The 22693-nt window shown below is 37.5% G+C and carries 22 protein-coding genes and 1 pseudogene; 7 read left to right on the top strand and 16 right to left on the bottom strand.

Annotation, left to right across the window (positions count from 1 at the left end):
* Positions 1 to 85: 85 nt before the first annotated feature.
* Entirely contained in the window at positions 86 to 655 is a 570-nt protein-coding gene (locus SULBA_RS06690; protein ID WP_245391398.1) for a GlcG/HbpS family heme-binding protein, read from the bottom strand.
* A gap of 277 nt (positions 656 to 932) precedes the next feature.
* Here SULBA_RS06690 and SULBA_RS06685 point away from each other — a divergent pair, with 277 nt between their 5' ends.
* A complete protein-coding gene (locus tag SULBA_RS06685; protein WP_014769519.1) occupies positions 933 to 1538 on the top strand; it encodes a pentapeptide repeat-containing protein in 606 nt (201 codons plus the stop codon).
* Positions 1539 to 1772: 234 nt separating this feature from the next.
* Here the strand turns inward: SULBA_RS06685 and SULBA_RS06680 are convergent, their stop codons facing one another.
* The 11 genes from SULBA_RS06680 to SULBA_RS06630 all read right to left on the bottom strand — a co-directional run bounded on the left by SULBA_RS06680 (position 1773) and on the right by SULBA_RS06630 (position 12889).
* A complete protein-coding gene (locus SULBA_RS06680; protein ID WP_014769518.1) occupies positions 1773 to 2804 on the bottom strand; it encodes a radical SAM/SPASM domain-containing protein in 1032 nt (343 codons plus the stop codon).
* 67 nt (positions 2805 to 2871) lie between these two features.
* Positions 2872 to 3348, bottom strand: a complete 477-nt coding sequence (locus tag SULBA_RS06675; RefSeq protein ID WP_014769517.1) for a hypothetical protein — start codon at positions 3346 to 3348, stop codon at positions 2872 to 2874.
* A gap of 454 nt (positions 3349 to 3802) precedes the next feature.
* Positions 3803 to 4333 carry a GrpB family protein gene (locus SULBA_RS06670; protein WP_014769516.1) on the bottom strand — a complete coding sequence of 177 codons (531 nt, stop codon included), beginning with the start codon at positions 4331 to 4333 and terminating at the stop codon, positions 3803 to 3805.
* Positions 4334 to 4446: 113 nt separating this feature from the next.
* Positions 4447 to 5043: a pseudouridine synthase gene (locus tag SULBA_RS06665; RefSeq protein WP_014769515.1), complete on the bottom strand. Its 597-nt coding sequence runs from the start codon at positions 5041 to 5043 to the stop codon at positions 4447 to 4449.
* A gap of 10 nt (positions 5044 to 5053) precedes the next feature.
* Positions 5054 to 5416, bottom strand: a complete 363-nt coding sequence (locus tag SULBA_RS06660) for a thioredoxin family protein (protein WP_014769514.1) — start codon at positions 5414 to 5416, stop codon at positions 5054 to 5056.
* Positions 5413 to 5922, bottom strand: a complete 510-nt coding sequence (gene bioV / locus SULBA_RS06655) for a pimelyl-ACP methyl ester esterase BioV (protein WP_041671819.1) — start codon at positions 5920 to 5922, stop codon at positions 5413 to 5415. The genes SULBA_RS06660 and bioV overlap by 4 nt, the downstream gene beginning before the upstream one ends.
* The gene (locus SULBA_RS06650; protein ID WP_014769512.1) at positions 5909 to 7570 is read right to left on the bottom strand and encodes an AAA family ATPase; all 1662 of its coding nucleotides are present in this window, start codon (positions 7568 to 7570) and stop codon (positions 5909 to 5911) included. Before SULBA_RS06650 ends, bioV begins: the two co-directional genes overlap by 14 nt.
* Positions 7557 to 8801: a tRNA (N(6)-L-threonylcarbamoyladenosine(37)-C(2))-methylthiotransferase MtaB gene (mtaB, locus tag SULBA_RS06645; protein WP_014769511.1), complete on the bottom strand. Its 1245-nt coding sequence runs from the start codon at positions 8799 to 8801 to the stop codon at positions 7557 to 7559. Before mtaB ends, SULBA_RS06650 begins: the two co-directional genes overlap by 14 nt.
* A complete protein-coding gene (locus SULBA_RS06640; RefSeq protein WP_014769510.1) occupies positions 8782 to 10389 on the bottom strand; it encodes a mechanosensitive ion channel domain-containing protein in 1608 nt (535 codons plus the stop codon). The genes mtaB and SULBA_RS06640 overlap by 20 nt, the downstream gene beginning before the upstream one ends.
* Entirely contained in the window at positions 10382 to 11428 is a 1047-nt protein-coding gene (aroB, locus tag SULBA_RS06635; RefSeq protein WP_014769509.1) for a 3-dehydroquinate synthase, read from the bottom strand. The genes SULBA_RS06640 and aroB overlap by 8 nt, the downstream gene beginning before the upstream one ends.
* Before the next feature lie 48 nt (positions 11429 to 11476).
* Positions 11477 to 12889: a COG3400 family protein gene (locus tag SULBA_RS06630; protein WP_014769508.1), complete on the bottom strand. Its 1413-nt coding sequence runs from the start codon at positions 12887 to 12889 to the stop codon at positions 11477 to 11479.
* 43 nt (positions 12890 to 12932) lie between these two features.
* Between SULBA_RS06630 and tgt the strand changes: the two genes are divergently transcribed.
* The 3 genes from tgt to SULBA_RS06615 are packed head-to-tail and all read left to right on the top strand — an operon-like array spanning position 12933 to position 15896.
* Positions 12933 to 14054 carry a tRNA guanosine(34) transglycosylase Tgt gene (gene tgt, locus SULBA_RS06625; RefSeq protein ID WP_014769507.1) on the top strand — a complete coding sequence of 374 codons (1122 nt, stop codon included), beginning with the start codon at positions 12933 to 12935 and terminating at the stop codon, positions 14052 to 14054.
* Positions 14054 to 15115, top strand: a complete 1062-nt coding sequence (locus SULBA_RS06620; RefSeq protein ID WP_014769506.1) for a tyrosine-type recombinase/integrase — start codon at positions 14054 to 14056, stop codon at positions 15113 to 15115. The genes tgt and SULBA_RS06620 overlap by 1 nt, the downstream gene beginning before the upstream one ends.
* A 1-nt stretch (position 15116) precedes the next feature.
* On the top strand, positions 15117 to 15896 hold the full coding sequence (locus SULBA_RS06615) for a magnesium transporter CorA family protein (RefSeq protein ID WP_014769505.1): 780 nt from the start codon (positions 15117 to 15119) through the stop codon (positions 15894 to 15896).
* Here the strand turns inward: SULBA_RS06615 and SULBA_RS06610 are convergent.
* From SULBA_RS06610 to SULBA_RS06595, 4 genes are read right to left on the bottom strand one after another with little or no spacing between them, the layout of a single operon-like run.
* A complete protein-coding gene (locus tag SULBA_RS06610; RefSeq protein ID WP_014769504.1) occupies positions 15893 to 16393 on the bottom strand; it encodes a SixA phosphatase family protein in 501 nt (166 codons plus the stop codon). The two genes, SULBA_RS06615 and SULBA_RS06610, sit on opposite strands and share 4 nt — an antisense overlap.
* 20 nt (positions 16394 to 16413) lie before the next feature.
* Positions 16414 to 16692, bottom strand: coding sequence for a hypothetical protein (locus SULBA_RS06605; RefSeq protein WP_014769503.1), 279 nt, complete (start codon positions 16690 to 16692; stop codon positions 16414 to 16416).
* Between the two features lie 11 nt (positions 16693 to 16703).
* Positions 16704 to 17354 carry a response regulator transcription factor gene (locus SULBA_RS06600; RefSeq protein WP_014769502.1) on the bottom strand — a complete coding sequence of 217 codons (651 nt, stop codon included), beginning with the start codon at positions 17352 to 17354 and terminating at the stop codon, positions 16704 to 16706.
* Positions 17351 to 19402: a sensor histidine kinase gene (locus tag SULBA_RS06595; RefSeq protein ID WP_245391461.1), complete on the bottom strand. Its 2052-nt coding sequence runs from the start codon at positions 19400 to 19402 to the stop codon at positions 17351 to 17353. Before SULBA_RS06595 ends, SULBA_RS06600 begins: the two co-directional genes overlap by 4 nt.
* A 275-nt stretch (positions 19403 to 19677) precedes the next feature.
* Here SULBA_RS06595 and SULBA_RS06590 point away from each other — a divergent pair.
* From SULBA_RS06590 to SULBA_RS06580, 3 genes and pseudogenes are all read left to right on the top strand, one after another.
* Positions 19678 to 21041, top strand: a pseudogene (locus tag SULBA_RS06590) (anaerobic C4-dicarboxylate transporter).
* 159 nt (positions 21042 to 21200) lie between these two features.
* Positions 21201 to 22052: a fumarate hydratase gene (locus SULBA_RS06585; protein ID WP_014769500.1), complete on the top strand. Its 852-nt coding sequence runs from the start codon at positions 21201 to 21203 to the stop codon at positions 22050 to 22052.
* A 17-nt stretch (positions 22053 to 22069) separates the two neighbouring features.
* Positions 22070 to 22633: a Fe-S-containing hydro-lyase gene (locus tag SULBA_RS06580; RefSeq protein WP_014769499.1), complete on the top strand. Its 564-nt coding sequence runs from the start codon at positions 22070 to 22072 to the stop codon at positions 22631 to 22633.
* The last annotated feature ends 60 nt before the right edge of the window (positions 22634 to 22693 follow it).

Here is a 22693-nt window from a genome sequence, read left to right as displayed (position 1 = left end):
CAAACAAAAAATAGGATGAAGTAAGGTGTATAAAGGGGTTAGAAACGAAAGATTTTTAGGGTTTCGTTTCTATGGAGGTGTTAGATTATTTTAACAAGGCTTGCGCACCTGCTAAAGCGACTTCGTGGTCATTTTCAACGCTACTACCGCTCACACCAATAGCTCCAATCACAACGCCCTTGCTGTCTTTTAACAAAAGTCCTCCAGGGAAGGTAATCAGTCCACCGTTGGAAAACTCAATGTTATACAAGGGCTTGCCAGGTTGTGCTAATGCGCCTAAATCGCCTGTAGGCATGTTGAAAAAGCGTGCGGTTTTTGCTTTTTTGATAGAAATATCAATGCTTCCCAAGAAGGCATCGTCCATGCGGACAAATGCCTTAAGGTTGGCACCCGCATCAACAACAGCAATATCCATGAGCGTTCCTTGTTTCTGTGCTTTTGTTCTAGCAGCAGCGATGACAGCCATGGCTTGATCAAGCGTAATGTCCGCACTGCTCGATGCGATGGCGGAGGGGGTAAATGCAAAAAGAGCTAGAAAGAGCATGATGGGCATAAGCATCATAGTTTTTAGATGAGATAAACGATTTTTCCTTGACATGTAAGTGTTCTCCTTGTTTTGGTAGATAAGATAATGATGTGACGAAACTTCTTCCAACCTTTTCCTTCATGCAAATCAAGTTGAGCATCTCTAATGCCCTATCTCTTTAGCATGAATTTTTCACATACGATGATGACCTCTTTGTGCGTTTACACCTCCTTTATAAAAGGTATTTCTTAATTATTACTAAAAATATTACATTAAATAAATAGCGTGAAAATAGCACTGCACCTTCCCTACTCTTTGGTAGGGATAAAAGGTTTAATCAAGGTTTGGCTAAACTTCTTGCCATGCAAAAGCGATGCAAATCGTTTGAGGTGCAAGGGGAGCGTGAATGAATAAGATAAATATAGCAGATAACCTAGACTGCTTTGCCGAGCGATTTGAAGGGGTTGATCTGCATGGCACACGTTTAAATAAAGCGGAATTTGAAGAGTGCACCTTTGTTGCGTGCGATTTTAGTCAGACCTTCTTTTATGCGTGCAGGTTTATAGACTGTCGCTTTGAAAACTGCAATCTAAGCGTCATGAAACTCACCGATAGTAAAGTGAGTAACACGGAGTTTACCTCATGCAAGATGAACGGCATCGACTGGTGCATGTGCAACTGGAAAAGCCTACTCAATCCTCTACCGTTAAAATTTAAAGAGTGCATTTTAGATGACAGTAACTTTTTTGGACTCAGTATGCAAGGGCTTGTTATGAGCGAGTGCCGTGCCAAAGAGGTCGACTTTCGCTCCGCCCTACTCCAGCAAGCCAACTTCACCGCCACCGACTTTAAAGGTGCTCTTTTTGGAAGCACCCATCTGGAAAATGCCAATTTTACCAACGCAAGCAACACCCAAATCGACCTACGCACCAACCACCTCAAAGGTGCGATATTTAGTCGATTTGAGGCACTGAGTTTGTTGGAAGGATTGGGGATTGTTTTGGTAGAGTGATAATATGAAAGGGTGTGTAAAAGTTAAAAGCTTAGTTCCCTATTATTGTTTGTATCTCATTTTTCCTGACTTTTTTGATGCTAAGTAAAGAGGAATAATATCTTTACATGTAAAACAAGGTTGCATTCTATACTTCAAATTGTTATAACATCTCGCTCTATAATTTCGCCTTTCACGGCTTTTGATGGAGTCTGCAAGCAACTTTTAGGCTATTTTACCAACTAGCAATGTGGGTTATTTATTGTAAATGCAATAAGCATTTTCAAAAAAGTTTCCGTTTGTAAAAAAGCAAGCTCCTCTACATCCAGCACGGCAATATACTCCCATATCACAATCTTTACACTTACCGCTTAAAAGAGACTTATCAAACTTTCTATTATATGCAAAATTATTATCTTTAAACCATATATCACTAAAAGATTCTTCTCTAATGTTACCTTCTATAAATATGTCATCATAAAGAGACTCACATCCTTTGACATTACCTACGCTATCTATGCCTACAACAGATAAACCCGCATGACATCCTGACCAATAATTTATATTTCCAGGTTCTCCTCTTATAAATTTTTCATTTTCATCATAGTACCCGATATTGTCACCGGTATAAATTTTTAGTTTTCCTTCATCTCGTTTTTGTTTAATAAATGATGTTACTTTTTTAATATTATTGATAGATATCATTTGTTCTTTTCTGTCACTAAAATTTCCCATTGGATTAGCAAGCTGCAGTTGCCATATTTTTATATTATTATCAAGAAGAAACGTATAGAGTTCCTCCAAATCTGAAACATTAGAATCAATGAGCGTTGTATTAACGCCTATTTTTATATTTTCTTGGTTTAAACGATTAATAGTTTTCATTAAAGAGTCAAAAGATTTTGAATTATTTCTAATAGTATTGTGTTTTTCTTTCATTCCATCAATAGAAAGTGCAATATTTGATAGCCCTGCATACGTTACTTCTTTTACTTGCTTATCACCAAAATGATATCCATTTGTTATAATATTTACGGTAACGCCATTTTCGGTGAATCTGCGAGCGATTTTTTCCCAACCATTGTATAAAAAGACTTCACCACCTATTAATGTAACATATTTGCATCCTAAGTTTATGAGTTCATCTGCTAGAGCTAATGCTTCTTTATTTGATAATTCATTTTTACGTTTTTTTCCTGCTCGTGAACCACAATGAAGGCAATTCATATTGCATTTTAGAGTGAGTTCCCAAACACAATTTTCAGGGATATAGTCATTTTTACTCATGATTACTTACCTTTTATAAATTTACAGACGAGGGAAATCCTCAATGAGGAGACCCCTCTTTCACTGACTATTTATGCTGAGCCATATACAAAACAACTATTGGAGAATGTCCTTTTATTTGTCCAGAATTAGCACCGATAACAACATTGTTTCCTAAATTAGTTCTAAAATACCAATAAGGTTCTGGTGCAGCTGGGTGAGTTAGAGGCCACGATAAAACGACATCACTAAACCGATCACCGCCATTTTGAGTATGAAAAATCTTGACCGCTTCTTCAATATCAATTTTGTAATCATCAAATGCAATAATACCAAGAGGACATTTGATAGGCACTGGCTGTGTCATACCAATAAGAGGTGGTCGTGCCATATAATATTCATAGCAAGTACCCCCATCATCACGTATGGTGATATTCCATCCTAGAATATCTTGTGCGGTACTTCCCATACCATTTTTGATAACTCCACTCTTTCTTTCTAAACCTATAAATTTTACACCTGTTTTTTCCGCTGCTGTATCAAGATGATTTTTAATCTGTGGCATGTTAATCTCCTTTTGTGATTTTCACTACTGAGTTAAAAAATGACTTTTTAAACTGACCACCAACTGAACATTTGAGCTATAACCATATAAAATTTCTTCACCTCCTAATACTAGATTTAATCAGTTAAATTAATATGTTTTTTAAGGATTAGGTTCATACTAGTCTCTTTCCTCTTAAATAAAATTTAAAATTTAAAGATAAAAATTATAAGATTTAGAGAATATTTTTATGATATTAAGGGAAAGAAGATAAAGGAAGATGAACAGCATGAAAACTATAGGCAATATAGTTAGAGGTAAAAAAACTTTAAAATTTTAGCATATTAATGTAACTTTTAGTAACTAATGCGTTTTTTGTATATGGATATATATTTCGGAAAAAAGAGGTCATTCAGAAAAAACTGGAGAGCTTAACTTTTAACTTTACATGTAAAGTTTTTAAAACCTAAAAAGCTTACCCTTCTCTTAGCGTTGTTTGATTGAGTATGGATTTTACAAAAGGGGATTTTAGCGCTCCATATGCCTCTTGTTCAGTGATGCCATTGGCTAAGATACTTTGCTTTGTCTGTTCATATGCCTTACGAGCGTGTGGATTTGCTAGCATGTACTCTTTGTAAAGCATTTGCTTTTGATGCTCCTCACACTCCTTTTTTATGACGTGAACATGCACAAAATACTTCTCACCCTCATAGAAAATAGTTCCATCTTTTCTAGGACGCTCAGGCGGAAAAGGTTTTGCGCTTATCTGGTCTTGAAATCCAAGCGCTTTTAAGTGACCCACCGCCAAATCCAAATCCCCATCTTCATACAAAACAGATAAATCTATAATGCCTTTTCCTCCTATTTTCGCGGAGGTTGAGCCTATATGAATCACATCAAGAGCGGGGGTGCGAATGAACGCTATAAGTGTTTGTGCCACACTGAGATAAACTTCACTCCACGGTAAAAACCTAGCTTTTATCTTTTCGTATTTTAAAATTTTCATTAAACTTTTCTCTTTCATTGTCTTTGAAATATCAAAAAAAACACATGTATGGTATCTCTTTACATGTAAAGATTTTAGAGCAAGCAAAACAAAATGTTCGTGTATAAAGACACTTAGGTTTTGTGGAGATGGCTTATTAGCGTTTTCTCTTCATCTTTTAAAAGGTAGCGCCATTCACCGCTTTTTATGTCGAGATTAAAACTGCCAATGCTGATTCTACTGAGCTCCAATACTTTTAAAGGTGTGCCAAATTTTGAATCTTTAAGTGCGCCAAAAAGGCGGCGAATATGCCTATTTTTCCCCTCGTCAATGACAACTTTGAGTTTTGTTTTTGCGCCACCCGTGCTGATTTTCTCAACCTTAAGTGCTTTGAGCAGACCGTGTGGGCTTTGCACTCCATTTAATGCTTCTGCAATATGCTCATCGCTCACATGACCTCGCACCCAAATCTCATAAACTTTGATGCAATTTTTAGGCGTGGTCAATGCATGGTTGATTTTGCTGTTGGTCGTAAAAAGCAAAAGCCCTTTTGATTCCAAATCAAGCCGTCCAATGGGCATCCACCCTTCCGTAAAAGCCCACTCAGGTAAAAGCTCATAAACGGTTTTTCGCCCAAGGTCGTCTGAACGTGTGACCAGATAACCTTTTGGCTTATTGAGAGCTAAGAGTTCTTTTGAAAGCTCGGCTGGTTCGTTTACATGTAAAAGCATCCAAATACTCCTAGAAGCCTAGCAACCGTGACTTTGGGTCACCTTTTTTTGCGTTAATACTAAGCACCATGCTCTCGTAAACCGCTTCGGATTTTAGAGCGTATTCAACCCTTTGTTGTTCACCTTTTTGGTTGAATGTCATGCACACAGGTACAGAGCGAATGCCAAAATGCTCACTCACTTTTGGGGCAACATCGAGATTACATGTAAAGAAGTCTACATCAAAGGTACTTTTTTGCATCACTCGTTCTAGTCGTGCGTGGGCGATTTTGCATTGGCTGCATTGGGTGGTGTAGAACAGAAGAAAAAAGGCACGAGGGGATGGTGTTTGTAAGCGTTTTAAAACGGCAGTTTCATCTAAAGGTTGCATCATTGCAAAATATGCCCTACATGCTTAAGGTAATACACCGTTGCACATTCCACGAAAAAATCTTTTACATGTAAAGAATTTATGATGGTGTCGCATTCCCCCACATAGACTTCAATGCTTACCCCTTTTTCGTGTAAAGAGCGTAGGCGTGTCTTGTCCCACGTGTAGTGTAAAAGCTCGTGAAGTTCTTCGATGCTTCCTTTTTGAAAAAACGGCGCTACGTTAAACGTTGATGGATATGTACAATTTTGCATAAAATTTTGTGTATAAGCTTCGCTGTTTTTCGTAAAAGAGAGGGTTTGGAGCTTTTTAAATTTGGCATCTTTATCCTCAAAAAAGGCAGGAGAAAAGAGTTGGAGGGTGTCGATGCGCTCTTTACATGTAAAGGCGTATTCAAACGCTTTGATAGCCCCGTAGCTAAACCCAGCGACGGTGAAATTGCTTTTGACAAGGTAAGGCTCAAAAAGAGCCTCTTCGTTTTGAAGGCAAAATCCACTAAAGAACATCATCAATAATTTCTTTAAGGCGTGTGCGTGAAATGCTCTCATGTTCACACAACTCATGGGCAATTTTTTCCAGCGGTGTGTTCATATTTTCCAAAAAATGTTCCAATTCGCTGTGCGCATTTTCCAAAATCTGCAAAATATCGCTCTCATAAGGGAGCAATTTTTCACCCATAGCGTAGAGTTCTACCATCTCTTTGGCAATTTGAGTTGCACGGTTAATGTCTTCTGTGGCATTGGTAAATTTTTCATTGTATTTGAGTTTCATGGCTACCATGCCAGCAAGATAGACTTTAATCTTACTTTGCATTTGGGTTTTTGATTCAATTTCTCTGTCCATATCTTTAATGCGGTCATTCACAATGCTGATTTTGTCAAACTCTATCTCAAACCAATAGGCACACAGCGCCTTTGCCGCTTGATAATAGGCTTGAATTTTCTTCTCTTCCTCTGAAAAACTGAGCACCTTTTTCTTGCCCATTAAAACCTTTTGGCGTACGGCAATAAAGTCTTGAAGCTCGATAATTTCAGCATTACGGCGCAAAGCGTTAATCGCTGCCTCATTCACAAAGGTTGCCAATGCCGCACCGCTAAAGCCCACGCTCATGGTGGCTAATTCATCGATATTGACCTCGTAAGGTTTGTTGTTTAGGTAGGTTTTTAAAATTTCCAAGCGGTCATTTTTATCGGGCAATGAGATGAAAATACGTCTATCAAAACGCCCTGAACGAAGCAGCGCTTCATCAATAATATCTATTTTATTGGTCGCGGCAATCACAATGACGCCACTGCTGTCCTCAAAGCCATCCATTTCGGTTAAAAGTTGATTGAGAGTGGCTTCTCTTTCATCGTTACGTGCGCCCCCTCGTGCTCGTCCTACCGCATCAATTTCATCAATGAAAATAATCGAAGGTGCGTGTGCTTTGGCTTGCGAAAAAAGCTCTTTAACCCTTTTTGCTCCCATGCCCACGTAAATTTGCACAAAGGTTGCCCCACTTTGGTAAAAAAAAGGCACACTCGCCTCCCCTGCAACGGCTTTGGCTATCATGGTTTTACCTACACCTGGAGGGCCTACGAGTAAGACACCTTTTGGCAGTCTAATACCGTAGCGTTTGTATTTAGCGGGGTTTTTAAGAAAATCCACCACCTCCTCAAGCTCTTCTTTGACATCTTGAATGCCAGCAACATCCTTAAAACTCACCTGAGCACGCACAGGTCGAATCACACTGCTCATAAAAGGATCATAACTGGCGAGGGCTTTTTGGTTCGCTTCTTGCTCTTTTTGCACATCTTCGGCTCTTTTTTTACGAGCAACCAGCAACAAAATAAACAAAATGCTTCCCATAACCCCTACTAAAATTAAATCTTCAAGGATAGGATTGCTTTTATGCACTTCAATGGGCACTTTTTTCAGTAATTCTGCAATGTCAATACCATCTTTGATAATAACATACTGCTCATTGTTACTGTAAAGAATAAGCTCATTCTCTTCGACTTTGGCTTTTTTAATCGCCCCACTCTCTAAAAGCGCATGGTAGGTTGGTAGATCAATATTGTTTGAACCACCACGCACATACCCAAATAAAAGCAAAATAACAAAAACGCTCAATGCCATAAGCGAGAGCATGAGTTTTTGGGATTTAAAAATGTGCATAGTTTGCCTCCTGCATAATGTCATACTGCTCAAGTCTCACCCACTCTTTGAGCAGGTCACGCTGGCTTTGAATGATGACTTTGTTAAAAAATTGGTCGTAGCCAACAAAATGGTTTTCTTTGGACTCTTCGACTAAAACGTCTAAAGGTGTTGTGCTGTTTTTCTCACGAAACGCACGGTTTTTTTGCGCAATGAGTGTTTCTATGTGTTGATGCCTTGCTTTAGCAACATCGCCTTTGATTTCTGGCTTCATCGTACTTGAGGGCGTACCATCTCGTTTGGAATAGGTAAAGGCGTGAATGTGCGTAAGTGGGAATTTTTCAAGCATCGCATACGCCTCTTCCCAAATAGCCTCACTCTCCCCTGGATGCCCCGTAATAAAGTCCGTTCCTAGAGCAAACCCTTTTTCACTCAGTTCGCTAAAAAGCTCCAAATCTTGTGTGACACTGTTGCGTCGTCGCATCAGTTTTAGCATTGCTTCAGAGGTGTGCTGAAGCGCTACATGTAAATGACGCTCTAACCACGGCTCATTTAAAATTTCTCTAAAACTCTCATCAATTTGTACAGGCTCAATACTTCCTAAACGGATACGTCTTACCCCTCGAATCGCACCTAAGCGTTGGACGAGTTTTCCTAAGCTACTGCTTTTATCTTTGCCATAACTGCCTATGTTCGTTCCTGTTAAAACAAACTCACCATAGCCATTGAGCGCTAGTTTTTCCACCTGCTCAATGATTTTTTGCTCATCCTGACTGCGGGCATTGCCTCTTACATAAGGAATAATGCAGTACGAACAGCGAAAATTGCACCCCTCTTGAATTTTGATAAAGGCTTTGGTTTTGCCCGTGTATTCATGCACAATGGTCTCATCGAGTGAGGTTAAATCTCCTATCTCAAAAAAAGGAGTGGCGTTGTGAAGCAAGGTATTGATGGAGCGTTTTTCAGAGTGCCCTAGTACGCCAAAAACCTTTTGCTGAGAAAAAAGACTCTCCCCTTTGCTCATTGCTCCACAGCCTGCTAAAATTACTTTTTTTCCCAGCTTTGAGGCATGGTTAATGTAACTGCGTACCCCCGTATCGGCACCATTGGTAACCGTACAGGAGTTTACTACGACAATGTCTGCATCTGCTTCATGTTCTGTGATTTCAAAATCTTTTAGATTTTCTATCATCACTTGTGTGTCGTAAATGTTGGTGCGACACCCAAAGGTTTTAAAAAAGACTTTTTTCATCTAAACTCTTTGGTGCTTCGCTCATCTGCGGTTTTTCTTGACGTGCAAGATTGATGTTGGTGGTATGGTATGCAATGGTAATGTCAGGTTCTTGTTTAAAAGCATCAACCAATTCAGCACTGATGGTGCTTCTAAGGGTGAGTGTTGCATAGGAATTGGTCATATACCAACAGCTAATACAAAAACCTTGTGGTTCAATAAAGGAAAAAATACGAGGCTCAACATTGGTGTTTTTAAGACTGTATTGACTGCGCAATAAATTGAGTTGTTTTCGGGCAATATCGGTGTACCCTTTGGCGTATTTTTTGGTAATTTCACGGGCTAAATGTACCGCTTTTTTATGGTTTGAATCAAAGGTGATAAAAATATCAATGCCATCCCAAACAGTACGAATCGTGCCATGGGTATAGTTTGAAATCAAACTGGTAAAGACATAATTATTGGGCACAAAAATAACCCTTCCTGCTCGCCTGTTATCCCTGTACGAACTAATGGTTACATCTTCTAAAAGGGTCATACGCAAAAGCGAAATATCAATAATATCGCCCACATAAATGAGCCCATCTTTTTGCACTTTGATGCGATCCCCCACGTGGAAACTGCCACCAAAAATAATCACCATCCAGCCCAAAATACTCATAAACCAGTCTTTCATGGCAATGGCAATACCCGCAGATGCAAAACCTAAGACGGTGACCAAATAGGAGACATTTTCAATGTAAGAGAAGAGTAAAATTAAAATAATCAATGTCACGTTGGCAAAATTAATAATTTTATTAACCGTGTAAAAACGGTCATTATCCGTAATATAACGCTTTGCTGCAAATTTGAGTAGCAAAGAAATCACTACCACAACAATAATAAAAATACCAATGTTAAACGCACGCTTCATTTGCACGGTAATATCTTGTGTAATCCGCCCACTCGCCTCTTCCACCTTCTTTACATGTAAAGAGTAACTGGTATTGGCGATCTCTTGTGCGGTGGTGAAGGCATTGAGCTCTTTTTGGGCTTCATAAATCAAGTCCTCATTAATCACAGAGGTTTCAATGCGGTAAATCTCTTCGAGTAAACTCATTTTTTCTTTAAGTTTGTTCACCAAAAAGCTTAGATTGTCAATGCGTGTTTTGTACTCAGCACTGTCTTGTTTTATTTTTTTGATATACGAAAGCGCTGAAATAATCGCAAAAGGATTTGTGACTTTTGGGTAACTTTCTAATTCAAGAGGCTCAACCAATGTGCTAAACGGTGAGTTTTTATACTCTTGTAAAAGCTCAACTTGCTGTCTTAAGGACTCTTGTTTGCTGAGGAGTTTTTCGTAGCGTTCAAGCGAGGCTTTATCTTTGCCACTTTTAAACTTTTTACTCTCATTTTCCACCGTTGAGAGCTCTTCAAGTAACTTTTGATAATTCAAATAATTGCCATAGCGCTTGAACCAGATATTGTCTTTGATGGACTCTTCAATAGAGAGAATTTTTTGACGAAAAGAGTCAATTTTAATACCCTCTTCAAGTTTAATACTGCTGTTGGTATCGGCAAAAAGAACATTACATGTAAAAAGAATCAGCCAGAAAATTTTTTTAGGCATTGGCTTCCTTTAGGGCTTCTAGTACGATTTCTTTAGGAATATCATTACGTATTTCATGCGCACCAATCCCTTTGGCTAAAATAAACTTAATTTTAGAATATTCACTTTTTTTATCTAAGAAAAAAGCATCGTAAAAAACTTCAGGTGAATGTATAGCGTAATGGGTTGGTAGGTCGTAGCGTTTTAAAAGTGCCATAATACGCCCAGCATCTTCTTGACTTAACAGTCCTAGTTTTTGGGCTAAGCAGTTTGCCATCACCATACCAATCGCAACGGCTTCACCGTGCAAATACGTGGTGTAATGGGTTTGATTTTCGATGACGTGCCCAAAGGTATGTCCGTAGTTTAGCACAGCTCTGATTCCTTGTTCGGTTTCATCTTGTGCTACGACAGTGGCTTTAATGGAAATACTTTTATAAATTGCCTCTTTGAGATGTGTTTCATCGTGTAAGTCATGTGTTTCTAACCATTCAAAAAAGCCTCTATCGAAGGTGACTGCCATTTTAATGATTTCTGCTATACCTGCACTAAATTCACGCTTTGGCAAGGTTTTTAAAAAAGCACTTTCACAGTAAACCGCACGAGGTTGCCAAAAAGAACCAATGAGATTTTTGCCATAGGTGTTATTGATCCCTGTTTTGCCACCCACACTGGCATCGACTTGCGCCAACAAAGTGGTTGGAATTTGAATAAAATCAATACCCCTTTGGTAAAGGGAAGCAGCAAAACCCGTCATATCACCAATCACACCGCCTCCAAAGGCAATAAGGAGCGATTTTCTATCCAATCTATGCTCAAAACATGCATTTAAAATAAGCTCAAGGCTTTCAAAATTTTTATACTTTTCACCATCGGGTAAAATGACGCTATGAAGCTCTTTAGCATGAATCTTTGTTTGAAGGTTTGCTAAATGCAAATCTGCCACGGTTGTATTGGTGACAATCAGCACTTTTGTGTCAAACGCTAAGCTTTCAAGTTGGTCAATATAGACACAGTAATCTTTGGAAATGGTTTTGGTTAAAAGAACATCAACATGCATGGGGTATCCAAACTATTTTTTCTTTCATTTTACTGAAAAAGCACTTAATTATGCATTCACTGGGATAAATAACTGGTAATTGTCTGCTAATTTAAAGTGTAATTTTTCCATATCGGTGGAAAAAATAGAGAAGAAATTAGACTCAACAATTTTAGAGGTAAAGGGTAGAAATTGTAAAATAGTATCTTTATGTTTCAGCTTCAAAAGAGGATTTTTTTCACTTTGAATCACTTCAACCTCTCGTCCAAAAATCTTTGAGAGATTGTCAAAATGCTCCATTAAACTGGTCTCTTTCCTCTCTTGGTCAGGCTCATACGTATAGAGTTTAAGGTGCAACGAGAGTTGGGCTGAAACATCAAAAATGACAGAAGATTCTTGTTCAATATCGTGCGCATCGCTGCTAAGAACAACGCCTTCGCTCAGTGCCAAAAAGCCTTTTTTCCCAATTTTAAATACAGGAAGTTTGGTGCGAAACAAAGCACGTTTGTTTTTTTGAAAAAAGGTGTTCATAACCACAATCAGACCAATATCCATCTCCTCAGTATCTTCTTTTAAAACGGCTCTTGGATTGGTTTTGAAATAGTCAATCATAACGTTAATATGGTGGTTATGGTAGCTTTTGAGTTTTTCTAAAATTTTTGAATACGTGGGATTAATAATCTTTACATGTAATTTGTTGCTATTGAGTTTTGAATGTAACAGCAGTGCATCGTTTAGAAGTAAATCAATCTCTTCTTCATCCATTTCTAGCATATCGACTAAACAATAAATACTGCTTCCAAAGGGAGATGGAAATTGCCCTTGTTCTTTCTTAATACTTCGAAAAACACTTTGTAGAACATGTGGTTCTCCGATCATCAGCAAAAGATCGTTGGGTAAAAGCATAAGCGTTGGGCGAGGTAACAATAAAGTGTTAGAGCGATACACCGCTGCAATACGCCACTTACTTTGGACAATTGAAGCCAAATGACGGTAGGCATAAGAGCTTCCAACAGGCACAGAAACTTCCATAATTTCACCAATACCTAGCCCAATATTTTGTGCCACAATGGGCATATTGGGCAGATGGTCTTTAAAACGAGAGGCTAAAATATCTCGTGAGTTAACCAGTAAAAGGCGTTTATCATCAATCTCTTCTAAATCCAAATCCCATCGATCCATAAAGACAATACGTACTTTGTTATCAATGCGTCTCACATTTTTATAGGTGCTCATGGCATCAAGTTCATTGGAAAGTAAAATCATCACTTGAAAAAATTGTTCATTTAAAATAACAGAGAGTTTATCTAAGCTGGTGGGGTCAAACTCAAAAAATTTAAAATTTTCAGGGCGTTTTTTAGGAAGAGTATCTTCTTTATAGGTGATGATGGTGTAGCTGTTTTCTCCTGCCTCACTCTCCATAACTCTTTCTAAAAATTGTTTTGCTAGAATGCCATCAGCAATGATTAATATTTTTTTCATTCTCAAACTCCCTCATATACAAAAAAAGGATATTGTAACGAAAATGGAATTTCAGATAGATAAAACGGATGGAAATGCGCGTGCATGTACCATCAAAACGGCGCACAGTACCATTCAAACACCTGTGTTTATGCCTGTTGGAACGGTAGGCAGTGTGAAGAGTTTGGATGCGGTGGATATGAGCGAAATGCTAGGAGCACAAATTATTTTAGGCAATACGTACCATCTTTATTTACGCCCTAGTGATGAAGTGGTCAAGCATTTTGGAGGGTTGCATGGCTTTACCAAATTTCCGAACAGTTTTTTAACCGATAGCGGCGGTTTTCAAGCCTTTAGTCTTAGCGATATTTCAAAAGCCGATAGCAATGGTATCATGTTTAAGAGTCATATTGATGGCTCAACGCACTATTTTACGCCTGAGAAAGTTTTGGATATTCAGTACAATTTAAACTCTGATATTATGATGATTTTAGATGATTTAGTAGCGCTTCCTGCAACCAAAGAGCGTATTGCACTCTCGATTAAACGAACTACCGATTGGGCAAAAAGAGCGATTACTTACCATCAAGAAAAGCAAGCACAAGGTATTGGAAAACACCAGAATATTTTTGCCATTATTCAAGGCGGAACCGATAAAGAGTTTCGTCATATCAGTGCTAATGAACTCTGTGCTCTACCTTTTGATGGCTTTGCTATTGGGGGGCTTAGTGTGGGTGAAAGTAATGCGCTGATGTATGAAACCGTTGAATACACTACCCCCTTGATGCCAAAGGAGAAACCTCGTTATTTAATGGGCGTTGGAACGCCTGAGGATTTGGTGGAAAATGTCGAGCGTGGGGTGGATATGTTTGATTGTGTGATGCCGACTCGCAATGCACGTAACGGTTCTTTGTTTACCTCTTTTGGCAAAATCAGCATTAAAAATGCGAAGTTTCAAAAAGATGAAAGCCCGCTAGATCCTGAGTGCGATTGCTTTACATGTAAGCATTATTCAAGGGGCTATTTACACCATCTTTTCCGTGCGAAAGAGCTTACTTATTTTAGACTCGCTTCCATTCACAATTTGCATTATTACCTTACATTAATGAAACAGATGCGAGAAGCCATTTTAAAAGGTGAATTTAAAGCGTTTAAAGCGGAGTTTTACAGGAAACGAGGTAAATAATGCGCTATAAAGTCGATGAGAAAGAGAATTTTGAGCAGAGTTTACTTTTTTGGCTTGATCGCTTTGTGAAGTATAAACTCACCTCTCTTTCCAATCGTCACGTGGAAGAAAATGCCAAACTTTCTTCTATTATTGGCTCCCTTAATCGTGGGTGCAAAAACATGCAAGAGTTGAAAAATCTTGCTAAAGAAGCTCGAAATATTGGCTTGATTGGGATTAATCTTTTTATTAATCCTCTTGAGAAGTTTTACTATTACATTACGCCTATGGGACTTGCGAGTTTAAAAGAGATTGATGAAGAGTTGTTGAGTGAGTTTTTAGCTTCTCAAACGGGTTCACTCTCGGATGCTACCAAAAAGAATTATCGCATTGCCCTACTCTCTTTTTTTCAATTTATGGATAAACAAAATGAGGAAAAAAATGGCGCTGCACACCAATTTCGCATTGAGCTTAAAAATTGGGGTGGGCTTGGTGGTAGAAAAGGTGAAAAATTACCTGCTCATATGTACAAAGAAGAACTTTCTCGGTTTTTTAAAGCCATTGAAGAGACGGAGTTTAAACCCTACGTGCAGGCCAAAAATCGCCTTTTAATTAAGCTGATTATTTACACAGGCATGCGTGTGAGTGAAGCCTTGGGTATAAAGATAAAAGATATGGTTAAAGATGGGGAGTATTTTGTTTTTCAGATTCGTGGCAAAGGAAATAAACCACGAACGGCGATGATAAAATCTGAACACATTGAGAAAGATTTGAATGAATGGATGGCGTATCGAAGCAGTGAGTCTGCTTTGTTGTTTCAAAGTCGCACAGGAAAACCCTTAACACAAGCCTATGTGAGTTACGTGATGGATAAAATGTTGCTTGTTGCTGGCATTCGCAAAGAAAAAAACGGTGCGCATATGTTGCGACATACTTTTGCTACTTTGTTGTATCAAAAAAATAGAGATTTAATTTTAGTGCAAGAAGCCCTTGGTCATGCGGATTTAAATACCTCTCGTATTTACACCCATTTTGATAAAGAACGCCTCAAAATCGCAGCCGATACAATGGATGGAATTTGACATGAATCATTTATACGAATTAATTGACCGTTTTCACTTACTGGATCTTAAAAACCCTACACATCCTTCTATATTTATTGAAGAAGCAGCGTATACTATGCTTATTTTAGCACTCCCTGCTAAAGAAAAAGAGTTAAGAGTTGACTCAGATGCATTTGTTTTCGAGGGTGGGCAGTATTATCGTTTTGATAAAACAACGCATACTTTTGTTGCTTTAGAAAGTATTCAAAATGTGTATGAAATAGTAGATGCACACACCAATGAAACCATGAAGCGAGTAGCTACTATACATGCGAGTATTGATTGGATGGAGGAGAAATTGTATGATAATACACGGTTTCATTTTATGCAGTATTGGCTCAATCATAAAAAAGACTTAGCACGTATTCATCGATTGCTTCTTTTAGGTGCGGAAGTGATGGAGGATTTTATTAAGCATTATCATGAAAATGAAGATTTTCTTGTGACCCATTTTAGCGATATTCATGAGCATTTAGAACGCACCAATCGTTCAACACTTCTAGCCATTGAAAAACTCAACAACCTTTACACGTTTTATACGAGTCGTAATAATGAACGTATGAATCGCACGATTTATCTTTTGACCATTCTCTCAGGGGTCTTTCTACCGCTCAATCTCATCGTTGGATATTTTGGTATTAATACACAAGGATTACCCTTTGAAAACCTTGCTAATGGTTCTTTCCTTGTAGGAGGTTTAATGCTCTTGTGTATGGGGTTAAGCATTGGAATTTTTTTATTGTTTCGTAGAAAGTTCTAGTTTTTAAAATGTTTTTTAGGGTAATCAAAAAAGAGAATATGCCCACTCTCCTCATGAATTTCTTTAAAGCTTTTGACATCAAAAGAGATACAAACAATAGCGCACGTAGGAATATTGCTTAAGATAGCACCGCTTAGGTGTTCTGCCACTTCGGTTAACGTTGGGTTGTGTGCGACAATAAACACTGATTCATGTGTATCGTCTGTAGAGTGAATCAACTCTAAATAATAGGCATAACTACTTTCATACAGTTCATCACACAGTACAATTGTTTTTTTAGGACATCCTAGTTCAAGTGCGATTTCTTTACTCGTTTTTAAAGCACGTTTGGCAGGACTTGAATAGATAATATCAGGCATAACATGAAAGTGTTTAAGCCGTTTTGCCATAAAAGAAACATCATTTTTCCCTCGACTGTTTAGGGGTCTTAAAAAATCTTCCAAAATTTCTGTACGCTCACTTGCTTTTGCGTGTCTAATAAAGTAAATTTTTTTCATTCTAAGCCTTTTTTCGTCTGTTAATAAACAAAATTGTTTTGCACCCATTGACGCACCAATCGTCGATTGACAGCAAAAAAGGGTAACTCTGTTTTTAAAAATATTTCTAATTTTTTAAGAGAGTAGTCATCTAAATGTAAATCTTCGCCAATTTGATTGAGCATCATCAACATCTCACACGATGAGCTTAAATCAAATTTTTCACTTCCTTCCTCCTCAAAATAGGTCTTTGGATCAAATTGTTTCATATCTTTTTCATAATCTAATTGTAAAAAATCTTCTGTAATATTTAGGTACATTTTCCTAGCCTTCAATGTTCGTAATTGAGTCGGTATCCAACACCGCCTTGATTTTCGATGGTATCATCAGGAAGTTTTTTGCGTAAGCGTTTGATCAGTGCACGAATATTTTCCGTGGTCGTAAGCTCTCCACCCCAAACATACTGCTCAATGCGCTCAAATGAAATATTCTTATCTAAATTTTTAGCAAAAAGATTTAAAAGTAAAATCTCTTTTTTGGCAAGTTTTATCTCTTCACCTTTATCATCGATGAGTTTTTCTTGCTCAACAGAATAGCTAAAACCTTTAAACAGTTGCAAGAGGGATATTTTGGGTTTACACAGTTTCTCAATCTTCGTTTCTAATTCGTACATGTAAAAAGGTTTTTTTAAGTATTCATCACACCCTTTGCAATAAGCTTCTTGAATCGTTTCTAACTCAACATTGGCACTAATGACAATGGCAGGTGTTGCATTATCCATACTACGGATCTCTTTTAGAAGACTTAATCCATCAATACCTGGAACATTAATATCTAGAATAAAACAGTCATATCCATTGTCAATGGCTTCAAGTGCTTTTTTGCCATCCTTAAAAAGATCAACATGGTATCTCTTTTGCTCTAGGGCTTCAACAATAAGATTGGCTAAGCGTTCGTTATCTTCTAGGATTAATATTTTCATGCATCTCCTTTGGCTTTATTGACTCGAATAGAAATTTGTGCGCCATTTTCTTTTTGTTTTGCAATAATTTTACCACCCATTTTATCTTCTATAATAAGACGTGCCATATATAAACCAAAGCCATCCCCGTTCTCTTTTGTACTGATAAAGGGATCAAAAATGCTCTCCAAATTCTTTTTCTCAATCCCACACCCATCATCACTGATGTCCAAATAGATATGATTTTCATCACTCTTAAGTTCAATGTTTATCATACCTTCTGTTGGCTTTGTCTCCCTTTTTTTTATAATACTATCTTTTGCATTATTAATGATGTTTAAAACGCACTGTTTAAATTCATTAGGATAACCAAAGGCTAAAAGAGGGGTGCTTCCTTCTTGCAGAATGTTCAGTGTGATGTAATTGTATTTGACGCTATGGTTTAAAACATTTAAAAGAGAGTCTATGGCTTCACGGACATTAAACGTGGTTTGCTTCGTTGAGGGCTTGATAAACTGCCTAAAATCATCTATGGTATTGGACATGTATTTGACTTGCGTCATAATGTCTTCGACAAATTTTTGGGTATCTTCTTCGTCTAAAGATTTTTTGCGGCGTTTGTAAATAAGCTCTTGCGCAATCGCTGAGATTTCGACCAATGGGGTTTTCCATTGGTGTGCAATACTGGCTATCATTTCACCTACTTCAGACTGCTTAGAGCGTTGAATAACAAATTGTTCGTGGCGTTTACGTTCTGTATCAATACGCTTTTTCTCTGTGATGTCTGTAAGAATGGTTACCACACCTGCTTCATGGTTTTTTTCATCGGTATAGTATGTTCTACGGGTTGAAAAAATCTTTTTTTCTCGGTAAGGTATGGAAATTTCAATTTCAGCACTTTGTAGATTATCTAAAGGGACTTCTTGAATAGCATCACAAATTGTAGGCATTACCTCTTGAACGTGTTTTCCAATAATATCGTATTTTTCACGCTCTAAAATTTCACATAACAGATCATTACAGCCTAGTATCTTTCCATCGTTTGCTTTCCAAAAAATAGCACTTTGAATGTTGTTGAGAAGAACATAATCGAGTTTATTTTGGCGCAAGAGCTCTTTTTCGAATGAAATACGTTTAATGACATTTAAAATTAAAATAGTTGTTAAAAGAAGTAAAAGAGGCATCAATGCAAAAGCATTTTCAACAAATTTTTGATGCTTTTCATAAAAGCTTTCAACGCCATTAATGACTTCAGAAGGCGAAGGTACATCACTGAGTGGAATTCCAAATTTGCGCAGGACATGGTTATCAAAAATATAAGTACCTCTAGGTATTTGTACTGGTAATGTATGTATATCTCTTCCTTGAATGAGTGCAAAGGCGTTTTTAGCCGCTAATGATCCTTGTTCATAAGGATTTACAACAAATCCGCCAAGAACACCTTCATTCAAGTGAATATGATTAATTGCAAATACAGGAAACTTTGAGCGTTGAAAAAAAGCTTGAAGTTTATGATAGGGAACATATTTTCCATTGATGTCACGGTAAAAACTGGTAAATAAGATAGCACTATGACGAGGGAGTTTATTGATTTTTTCATCAATCTTATCAAAATCTATTTCATTGTCAAAGACCACACGAAATTTATCTTTAAAGTAATTGGATTCTTCAATAATTTGATCTTTAATCACCAAGGAAGAGTACGCATCATCACTCATAATATAAACCATTTTTATAGCAGGAAAGAGTTGTTGAATCAGTTCTATATTTTTACGAATATCTTTATATTCCACCACACCTGTAAAATAAGGTTTATGATAGGGTGTTATGTCAATAGGATTAAAATTCTCAACCCCACAAAAGACAACGGGTGTATTTGGAAAAAGTTCTTCATGATACTTGAGTGCAAATTCATAGGCATAATTATCGGCTACGAGAATGGCTTTGTAGTGGCGGTGAGCGAATTTTTTACGGTATAAGACCAACAGCTCTTCAAAATATTGATCCGATTCTATTTTTTTGCTGTCCATATATTCTGTTGTAAGTTCATATTGTGGATATTTTTTCATCACATCTTCAACACCTTTTGAAATACCATCTGTCCATTTTAGACCTTTATTGTAAGAATGAAGGAGTAAAATTTCATTTCCATAGAGGAATGAAGTATAAAAAAATAATACAATTATAATTTTTAAGATTCTCATAAGTTTCCAGACACTTTTTTCTTAATTTTAGCAAAAAAGTCTCATTTATATCCTAAATCTGGGAATATAATGCTTTTTGAAAATTATATTTGCACTTTAAACTAAAGTTAAAATATAAAAATTACCTTTAAGGAGTTTACATGTCAAGCATGTTTTGGATACAGTTACTTGCTGTATTAGTCATCTTGTTTTTCGCTGCAAGGAAAAGTGGTATAGCACTTGGACTTATCGGTGGTATTGGTGTTGTTATGTTCGTTTTTGGGTTTGGATTAGCACCAGGTAAGCCACCAATTGATGTTATGCTCGTTATGCTTTCGGTTGTTTGTGCAGGTGCTGCGCTTCAAGCTTCTGGTGGACTTGATATGTTATGTTACAACAAGCAGAAAAACTACTTCGAAAACATCCTCGTTATGTGACTGTTTTGGCACCACTTACTACGATTGTTTTAACATTCCTTTGTGGTACAGGTCACGTTGTGTATACACTTCTTCCTATTATCTATGATATTTCAATTAAAACAGGTAACCGACCAGAACGTGCAATGGCCGCTAGTACAATTGCTGCACAAATGGGTATTGTTATTTCACCTGCATCGGTTGCGGTTGTTTCTATGATCGCACTTATGAAGGGTCATCCTTTAGTTAATGGTCAAGATCTTGGTTTGATTCAACTTCTTCAAATTACAATGCCATCAGCACTTATTGGTGTATTGGTTGTTGGATTTGTGAGTATGTATAGAGGTAAAGATTTAGATAAAGACGCTGAATTTCAAGAGCTTATTAAAGATCCTGAAACTAAAAAATACGTTTATGGTTCATCGGCTACATTACTTGATAAAGTTTTTACAAGTAAACAATATGCTTCTGTATGGCTTTTTCTTGGTACTATTGCCATTATTGCAATTCTTGGTATGTTCCCATCATTGGTTCCAACCTTTACCATTAAAGGTAAATTAACAGCGCTTTCAATGGTTGATGTTATTCAAATGTTCATGCTTTCTGTCGCTGCAATTATTTATGTGGTAGCAGATCTTAAAACAAAAACAGTTGTTGAAAGTGACGTATTTAAAGCAGGTATGACTGCGGTTATTGCTGTTTTTGGTATTGCATGGATGACTTCTACAATGTTTGGTGCACATACTGCAGATATTAAAGCAAGTATGGGTGATCTTGTAAAACTTTACCCTTGGGCGTATGCCGTTGTTCTGATTTTAATTTCTAAACTTATTAACTCTCAAGCTGCTGCGGTTTCAGCGATGGTTCCTATTGCTCTTGCTGTAGGCGTTGAGCCTGGTATGATTGCTGCGTTTGCTGCTGCTGCGTATGGTTACTGGATTCTTCCTACATACCCAAGTGACATTGCTGCTCTTTCATTCGATCGTGCGGGTACAACAAAAATTGGTAAATTCGTTATTAACCATAGCTTTTTACTTCCTGGTTTTGTTGGTGTTACAACAGCATGCGTTTGCGGATATTTATTTGCTAAACTTTATGGTTTAATTTAATTCTATTTTTCTGCCCTTTTAAAGGGCAGAAAAAGTATTTCTAAAAATCTTTACATGTAAAGATTTTTAGAGGTGCTCTCCTTTTAAATGTAAACTCAACAAAGCACCTCTACACCTAGTACTATGTGTGACCAAAACTAACTTTTTCGGAGAGGAAAAATGAGAGAAATCAAGTACGAAGAGATCGTTAAGAGCGTAAAGGACATGATTCTTTACAGTGCAACGAATTTGCCAAAAGATTCTTACAAAGCAATGCAAGATGCATACGACAATGAAAAAAGTGAAGTATGTAAACAAGTCTTAAAACAAATTCTAGAAAATGCAGATATTGCTAAAAATGAAGCAAGACCTTTGTGTCAAGATACAGGCTTAGCGGTTTTCTTTGTGAAAGTCGGAGAAGATGTTAAAGTTGTTGGTGGAAGCCTTAAAAAAGCGATCAACGAGGGAACGGAACTTGGGTACAAAGAGGGTTATTTAAGAGCATCTACCTGTCATTGGGACACACGTGCCAACCTTAAAGATGAAGTGGGTTATAACTTGCCAGCTATCATTCACTTTGACATTGTAGAAGGCGATAAAATTGAAATTGAATATGCTGCAAAAGGCGGTGGATCAGAAAACGTTTCTCGTGCGACCGTATTTCCTCCTGCAAAAGGCAGAAAAGGTATTATTGAGTACGTTAAACAAGTAATTTCGGATGCAGGTCCAAATCCCTGTCCTCCTCTTACGGTAGGTGTAGGTATTGGTGGAACCTTTGAAAAAGCCGTTATCTCTTCTAAACATGCACTTTTTAGAGATTTAGGCAGTAAAAATCCTGATCCCGTATTGGATTCTATGGAGCAAGAATTAATGGTTCTTCTGAATAACTTAGGCATTGGTGCTATGGGTATGGGTGGTACACAAACGGTTCTTGGTGTTCACATTGAGAAAAACCCTTGCCATATTGCAAGTTTACCTGTGAGTGTTAATGTTCAATGCCACAGTTCACGCCATATGCACATCACGTTATAAGTTATAAGGAGAATACAATGAGCAAAACTTATCATTTAACCGCACCACTTAATGAAGCAGATGTAGTACAACTTAAAGCAGGCGATATTGTTTATTTAACAGGTGTTGTCTATACCGCACGTGACGCCGCGCATAAAAAATTGGTTGACCTTTTAGATGAAGGCAAAGAACTTCCTTTTGATATGAATGGCGCAGTCATTTATTTTGTTGGGCCAACTCCTCCAAAACCAGGTGACCCAATCGGTAGTGCGGGACCAACAACATCTTACAGAATGGATTCTTACTCTCCAAAATTGATTAATGAGCAAGGTCTTAAAGGTATGATTGGTAAAGGCAAACGCAATCAAGATGTTATTGATGCGTGTGTTAAATCTAAAGCTATTTATTTTGGTGCAACAGGTGGTGCTGGTGCACTTCTCGCACGCCAGATTAAAAGTGCTGAAGTCATTGCATACCCAGAATTGGGACCAGAAGCGATTAGAAGACTTGAAGTGGTTGATTTTCCATTAACCGTTATTAACGATACTTTTGGTGCTGACCTTTATAAAATGGGTCGTGCACAATACGAAGTGTTTGAATAAGCCCCTATGCTAAATGAACCCAAAAGGATTGATTCCTTTTGGGTGTTCTTTTAAAATCAT

The sequence above is a fragment of the Sulfurospirillum barnesii SES-3 genome (assembly GCF_000265295.1).
GTDB classification, from domain to species: Bacteria; Campylobacterota; Campylobacteria; order Campylobacterales; family Sulfurospirillaceae; genus Sulfurospirillum; species Sulfurospirillum barnesii.
Note: the sequence above shows the minus strand (reverse complement) of the source record. Positions and strands in the feature narration are given on the sequence as shown.

What these genes read in the sequence shown, in the direction of transcription:
- SULBA_RS06675 (WP_014769517.1), bottom strand. Translation starts at nt 3,348, where the DNA reads ATGCCACAGATTAAAAATCATCTTGATACAGCAGCGGAAAAAACAGGT.
- aroB (WP_014769509.1), bottom strand. Translation starts at nt 11,428, where the DNA reads ATGCATGTTGATGTTCTTTTAACCAAAACCATTTCCAAAGATTACTGT.
- SULBA_RS06580 (WP_014769499.1), top strand. Translation starts at nt 22,070, where the DNA reads ATGAGCAAAACTTATCATTTAACCGCACCACTTAATGAAGCAGATGTA.
- SULBA_RS06630 (WP_014769508.1), bottom strand. Translation starts at nt 12,889, where the DNA reads ATGAAAAAAATATTAATCATTGCTGATGGCATTCTAGCAAAACAATTT.
- SULBA_RS06595 (WP_245391461.1), bottom strand. Translation starts at nt 19,402, where the DNA reads ATGAAAAAATATCCACAATATGAACTTACAACAGAATATATGGACAGC.
- SULBA_RS06685 (WP_014769519.1), top strand. Translation starts at nt 933, where the DNA reads ATGAATAAGATAAATATAGCAGATAACCTAGACTGCTTTGCCGAGCGA.
- tgt (WP_014769507.1), top strand. Translation starts at nt 12,933, where the DNA reads ATGGAATTTCAGATAGATAAAACGGATGGAAATGCGCGTGCATGTACC.
- SULBA_RS06665 (WP_014769515.1), bottom strand. Translation starts at nt 5,043, where the DNA reads ATGCTTTTACATGTAAACGAACCAGCCGAGCTTTCAAAAGAACTCTTA.
- SULBA_RS06605 (WP_014769503.1), bottom strand. Translation starts at nt 16,692, where the DNA reads ATGTACCTAAATATTACAGAAGATTTTTTACAATTAGATTATGAAAAA.
- SULBA_RS06600 (WP_014769502.1), bottom strand. Translation starts at nt 17,354, where the DNA reads ATGAAAATATTAATCCTAGAAGATAACGAACGCTTAGCCAATCTTATT.
- SULBA_RS06670 (WP_014769516.1), bottom strand. Translation starts at nt 4,333, where the DNA reads ATGAAAATTTTAAAATACGAAAAGATAAAAGCTAGGTTTTTACCGTGG.
- SULBA_RS06615 (WP_014769505.1), top strand. Translation starts at nt 15,117, where the DNA reads ATGAATCATTTATACGAATTAATTGACCGTTTTCACTTACTGGATCTT.
- mtaB (WP_014769511.1), bottom strand. Translation starts at nt 8,801, where the DNA reads ATGAAAAAAGTCTTTTTTAAAACCTTTGGGTGTCGCACCAACATTTAC.
- SULBA_RS06585 (WP_014769500.1), top strand. Translation starts at nt 21,201, where the DNA reads ATGAGAGAAATCAAGTACGAAGAGATCGTTAAGAGCGTAAAGGACATG.
- SULBA_RS06680 (WP_014769518.1), bottom strand. Translation starts at nt 2,804, where the DNA reads ATGAGTAAAAATGACTATATCCCTGAAAATTGTGTTTGGGAACTCACT.
- bioV (WP_041671819.1), bottom strand. Translation starts at nt 5,922, where the DNA reads ATGATGTTCTTTAGTGGATTTTGCCTTCAAAACGAAGAGGCTCTTTTT.
- SULBA_RS06650 (WP_014769512.1), bottom strand. Translation starts at nt 7,570, where the DNA reads ATGCACATTTTTAAATCCCAAAAACTCATGCTCTCGCTTATGGCATTG.
- SULBA_RS06640 (WP_014769510.1), bottom strand. Translation starts at nt 10,389, where the DNA reads ATGCCTAAAAAAATTTTCTGGCTGATTCTTTTTACATGTAATGTTCTT.
- SULBA_RS06660 (WP_014769514.1), bottom strand. Translation starts at nt 5,416, where the DNA reads ATGATGCAACCTTTAGATGAAACTGCCGTTTTAAAACGCTTACAAACA.
- SULBA_RS06610 (WP_014769504.1), bottom strand. Translation starts at nt 16,393, where the DNA reads ATGAAAAAAATTTACTTTATTAGACACGCAAAAGCAAGTGAGCGTACA.
- SULBA_RS06620 (WP_014769506.1), top strand. Translation starts at nt 14,054, where the DNA reads ATGCGCTATAAAGTCGATGAGAAAGAGAATTTTGAGCAGAGTTTACTT.